Below are 3,197 nucleotides of genomic sequence, written 5' to 3'. Positions count from 1 at the left end.
CAGATAATGCAGGGCATGCTCAAAAGTACCGAGCTGCAACTGATCCTGATAATTGATCACCACCATCGACGTTTGGTTGTAGTCGTAGTGCCTGATTCGAGCCATCACCGCCTCCTGCGTTTGAAAACCCGATCAGAGCATAATTCGGGAGGTTTTTCTACAGCCTGAACGCCAGGCCCCACTGAACCAACCAAGCGCACTGAGCTTCATACCAAAAATGCCGAGTGTAAAGCGTCACACTTGATGGCATTGTTATGTGGTTATTCGGCTTCAATGAAAACTGTTATTGTTTTTAAGCGTTGATCATTTACATCAATAAAGCTATCTTCCAACCCACCTTCTAACAATTGTTCAACATAGAAAGGAGGTCTATCACGTAGCAAGACCTCAAAATTATCAGAATTTTTCGGCTCAGCGTTATCCATCATGCTATCTAACAATCCTGTCGATTTGGCATAATTTAGAGCTCTAGAGGGTAAATCAGTACCACCATGCCCTGAGCAACAAAATATACAATGCATTGGTCGTAGACTATTAATGATCATAGACAATCGTGTTTCTTTAGTTGCCTGCAATTGCCTAACCTTACTTGTACTCAGTAATGCTGTACCATAATGACGAACGGAAGTTTTGTGTGTCTTGCATTTCCAAGGAGTATCGTATTTAGATGGGTCCCAGTTTGTGTACATACAGTATGTAGGAACCATATTACCTCTAATGGCATCCTGAACAAGTAAGTCTACTTGCTTACCATTTTTATTATGATGATGCAGATGCTCATATTTCTCGCTATCAAGTTTTAAAACTTTAGCTTGTATTCGCATCCCAAGCCACTTTCCACTTGGACCAGTGAACCACCATTCCCAATCGGCACCATTTACTGATTCTTTATGACGAGTAAAACTTTCAACAATCAGTTTGGTGCCACCCAACTTTTTGATATTTAGAATCAAAAAGTCAGTAATTGATTCCTCGCCTAATTGGAAGCCGAGTTTACGGGCTTCTCTTAACTTATTCCAAGCCCAATTTGAATTTTTTATTAATATTTCATCAATGTTCATTTTTGTTCCTAAACAAACCACATAACGCCCTGTTAAGGTGTGAGTAACGCAATACCGAAGCCGCCGCAAACCACCTTAATCACTAAAACCAACGCATAGTAAAAATGCCACGCGTTGCGAATCACTCTTAAACAGTTTGTTAGGCATTTATTAGCGACGGATAGATGGCATCAGCTCGTTTAAAGTGTTTAGTTTTAGATAATTTGTAACCACTATTCACACCAAAGTGCGACTGAACTTGAGCCGACGTATATCGGTAGAATACATATTCACCATCTTTATCTTCCGTATGCCTATGTACACTATTTGCCCCGAGCACAACAATTAGCTCATCGTATTTTCCGGGTTTTCCTAGATCTATATTTTTACCGTCACTTGAATTACTAAACTTAATTTGTATTTTACTTTGTCCATCAGTTGCATCAAAATCTTGATTCGTTATTTCGTCTACGAGTTTGAGGTTTTCAAACACTACTGTACAGAGATACTCACCAATATCACCTAAAACGTTGTACGATCTGATAACGTCAAGTTCTCTTAACTCTCGTAATAATTCGAAGTATTCATCCAATTTAGCTTTTTTTTGTTGACCATATCACTAAATACCATTTTAGATAGATGTTGTATAATTCATGTTGATGCCTAACTATTAAGCGGTTATACAGATGGCGAAGCCATGGCTATAACCGTTTGTTGAACGGCCGCTGGCACTCTAGGGAATTTGCTTTTTAACATGATGTTTTCCCTGTCAACCTGTGGCTTATCTACGCGCTACTTTCTGGCCTGTTCCACGCCTAAGTCGCTCGCTTGGTTCACTATTTTTTCTAATAAAGCTATCTTCTACCTGTTTTTTGATGCGCTGGCAACAATCACTCCTCGGGCTATACCCGAAGTGCTTAACTCCTTGCTATTGATCAAGGTTTCGGTGCTAAGTCGTATTAGCTATTTTTAATATCAGGGCTATCTCTTTTCTGACCTGATGCGCTTTACCTAAACTGTGAATGCAATCACAACCACACTTTGGGCAATGAGGCCGTGCTGATTCACTTTTCTCTTCTTTTACAACTCAGGGCTTTGACAATGCTTTACGTATAATGCTTAAAGATTTCGTTTTAACCGCATTCGACAAGTAGCCGTAATGTCGGATTCTCATAAAGCCTTTAGGTAGAATGTGTAATATATATCGTCTCACTACACTGGCACTAAGCTTTAGTTTTGCTGATTGATTATGTTTAAAAGAAAATTCGGACACCCATTCATTTATATCTGAAAAATCAACATACTACACCGCCATGATATAAACGCTTAGACTGTGCATCACCATGCAACCATGCACAACCCACTCGTTCGGCGTACTGTTTTAGCTTGTTTAAACAGCCTATTGCTCGGTTAAGCTTCAACCCTTCTGGTCGCACAAAAACGCACGACGAACACAACGGGCAATGCAGTGATAGTAAGGGGTATCGGATGGGCAGATTTGTTCTAAGCGAGCGCGGGTCATGGTGTATCCTCCTTGATGAACAAGCTATTCCTTAGCGGTTGAGTTCAATGTAGACCATGTTCTTTGAAGGGGCTAATTTTTATGGCTGTCCTATTTTTCGCTTAGGCAGTACGGCGGCAGGCAAACAACTGGACACAAGGTAGGGTTATTTTTTGGCAAATAGAATCATAAGCCGGACGGCCTTCTCGGTCATTTTTGTAAGGCTGATGAAGCGCGGAAAGATTCAACTTTTCAGAGATCAGATAATGCAGGGCATGCTCAAAGCGTTGACTGTCCCTCTTCAACGCTTTTTTAGCCGCTCATTCCCAAAGATTTTTGTCTACTTAACAAAAACTTACGCAAATCTCTCTCAGCGCGCATAACAAACAGAATAAATACCCTGTCACCGTCTTGTTTATAGAAAACACGACATGGATTTGCTACAACTTCACGATAACTGAAATGCTCTAATTCTGGCGGAATACGACCTGACTCTGGGAAAGCTTCTAGACGTTCGACTATCGAAAAGATCGTTTGAACCAGTTGCTTTGCAGCCACGACATTTTCAAGCGCGATGTACTCAGCGATATCATTTAGGTCAGATAGTGCCGATTCAGTCCAAATTACTTCAGCCATTTTGACATTTTGTCCTTGGC

General features: G+C 40.7%; 3 protein-coding genes and 1 pseudogene. All 4 read right to left on the bottom strand.

Going from position 1 to position 3,197, the window contains the following annotated elements; translation table 11 throughout:
- Nucleotides 1–260: 260 nt before the first annotated feature.
- Nucleotides 261–1,061: a DUF6615 family protein gene (locus B5D26_RS07600; RefSeq protein ID WP_078745141.1), complete on the bottom strand. Its 801-nt coding sequence runs from the start codon at nt 1,059–1,061 to the stop codon at nt 261–263.
- Nucleotides 1,062–1,200: 139 nt separating this feature from the next.
- A complete protein-coding gene (locus tag B5D26_RS07590) occupies nt 1,201–1,632 on the bottom strand; it encodes a hypothetical protein (protein ID WP_078745139.1) in 432 nt (143 codons plus the stop codon).
- A gap of 513 nt (nt 1,633–2,145) precedes the next feature.
- Nucleotides 2,146–2,325: pseudogene (locus tag B5D26_RS16165) on the bottom strand (transposase); the annotation flags it as partial.
- Between the two features lie 528 nt (nt 2,326–2,853).
- The coding region (locus B5D26_RS07580; protein ID WP_234985232.1) for a type II toxin-antitoxin system RelE/ParE family toxin at nt 2,854–3,197 on the bottom strand (344 nt) is incomplete at its 5' end.

Origin of the sequence: Oceanospirillum multiglobuliferum (genome assembly GCF_900167095.1) — a bacterium.
Classification (GTDB): domain Bacteria; phylum Pseudomonadota; class Gammaproteobacteria; order Pseudomonadales; family Halomonadaceae; genus Oceanospirillum; species Oceanospirillum multiglobuliferum.
This window is presented reverse-complemented; position numbering and strand designations above follow the sequence as displayed.

What these genes read in the sequence shown, in the direction of transcription:
- B5D26_RS07600 (WP_078745141.1), bottom strand. Translation starts at nt 1,061, where the DNA reads ATGAACATTGATGAAATATTAATAAAAAATTCAAATTGGGCTTGGAAT.